The organism is Brevibacterium sediminis (genome assembly GCF_013623905.1).
GTDB classification, from domain to species: Bacteria; Actinomycetota; Actinomycetes; order Actinomycetales; family Brevibacteriaceae; genus Brevibacterium; species Brevibacterium sediminis.
On sequence record NZ_JABKDD010000037.1, the window covers coordinates 1 to 1,539 of the forward strand.

2 protein-coding genes are annotated in these 1,539 nt (G+C 57.5%); both read left to right on the forward strand.

Annotation, left to right across the window (positions count from 1 at the left end; translation table 11 throughout):
* Positions 1-60 precede the first annotated feature (60 nt).
* Entirely contained in the window at positions 61-630 is a 570-nt protein-coding gene (locus HK108_RS18590; RefSeq protein WP_139470454.1) for a transposase, read from the forward strand.
* A gap of 8 nt (positions 631-638) precedes the next feature.
* Positions 639-1,505, forward strand: coding sequence for an IS3 family transposase (locus HK108_RS18595; RefSeq protein ID WP_309136069.1), 867 nt, complete (start codon positions 639-641; stop codon positions 1,503-1,505).
* The last annotated feature ends 34 nt before the right edge of the window (positions 1,506-1,539 follow it).

The following is a 1,539-nucleotide window of genomic DNA, read 5'->3' on the forward strand; positions in this document are numbered from 1 at the left end:
TGGAGTGGTCCCCGAAAGTTGGACTGTGATCAACACAAACCAACTTGAAGGGACCATTCCATGCGTCAGGACTGTCTGATCACCAACGACCAAGCCAAGGCCGCGATCGAACTCTTCGACCAAGGGCACGGCTACGCCACGGCAGCCACGAAGCTCGATGTCCACAAACCCACGCTCAAACTCCTCCACGACCGGTGGCTGGTGCGTGGAACAATGTCGGTCATGGAACCGCACCAGCGCCGCCGTATACCAGCAGAAACGAAGATCGCGACTGCGAAGCGATACCTCGACGGCGAACACAAAGTCGATCTCGCCAAGGAAGTTGGTCTGGCATCCTCGCGTACCGTGGTTGATTGGGCGAAGAAATACCGAGACAAGGGCGATCAGGCATTCACCTCGCCCCCGGCGTCAGGCAAGGGCACAACAGCCCGGATGCGCGCCATTGACAGCGGTCAGGACCCGGATGCTGATCCGGCCCCGTCTAAGCCGGACCTGATGGCGAAGAAGACCCGTGCCGAGGACATTAGTCTGGCGGAGTATCGGCAGCTGCAAGACCGGCTGTTGCGGGCGGAAGCGGAGAACGCGTACTTAAAAAAACTGAGGGCCTTGAGGCAGAACGGGCAGCTGTAAAAGCACGCATAGTTGCCAGTCTCAAGGCGAACTACCCGCTGTCACTGCTGCTGAGCATTGCGGGCCTGGCACGGTCGACGTTTTTCTATCACCAGAAACGCTTCGATCAGAAACCTGACCCATACGAGCAGGTCAGGCCCCGGATCCGGGAGATCTTCACCGACAGCCGCGAATGCTACGGGCACCGCAAGATCTGGGCAGTCTTGGTCAAAGAAGGCATCACGATCGCGAAGAAGACAGTGCTGCGGTTGATGCAGGAAATGAACATCAAGACCAAGGTGCGCAGGAAGCGGTACAACTCCCACCGCGGCACGATCGGCCGCGTTGCCGGCAACGTCCTCAACCGGGAATTCACCGCTGAGGAACCAAATGAGAAATGGGTCTCCGACGTCACCGCATTCGCTGTGGCGGATAGGAAACTGTATCTGTCACCGGTCATCGATCTCTTCGATACCAGTGTGGTGTCGTACTCGATGTCGATGTCACCAAACACGGCATTGACGAACGAGTCACTGACGAATGCGTGTCAGGGGCTTCGGCCCGGTCAGAAACCGTTGGTGCACACGGACCAGGGGTTTCAGTACCAGCACGTGTCGTGGGCGGCGATCCTGACCAAACACGGTGCTACCCCGTCGATGTCGCGGAAGGGAAACTGTTGGGATAACGCGATGGCGGAGAACTTCTTTGGGCAGTTGAAAACCGAGATGTTCTATCTGCAGAAATTCGACTCGGTCGAGGACCTGAAGAAAGCGATCGATGAGTACATTCATTGGTATAACTTTGAGAGGATCTCGATGCGACTCGGCGGTCTTGCCCCGATGGAGTATCGGACCAAGACCGCCACAGCCGGACAGCCGGCAACTGCTTCATGCTGACCTCACAGCAGTCCAACTATTGGGGACCACTCCA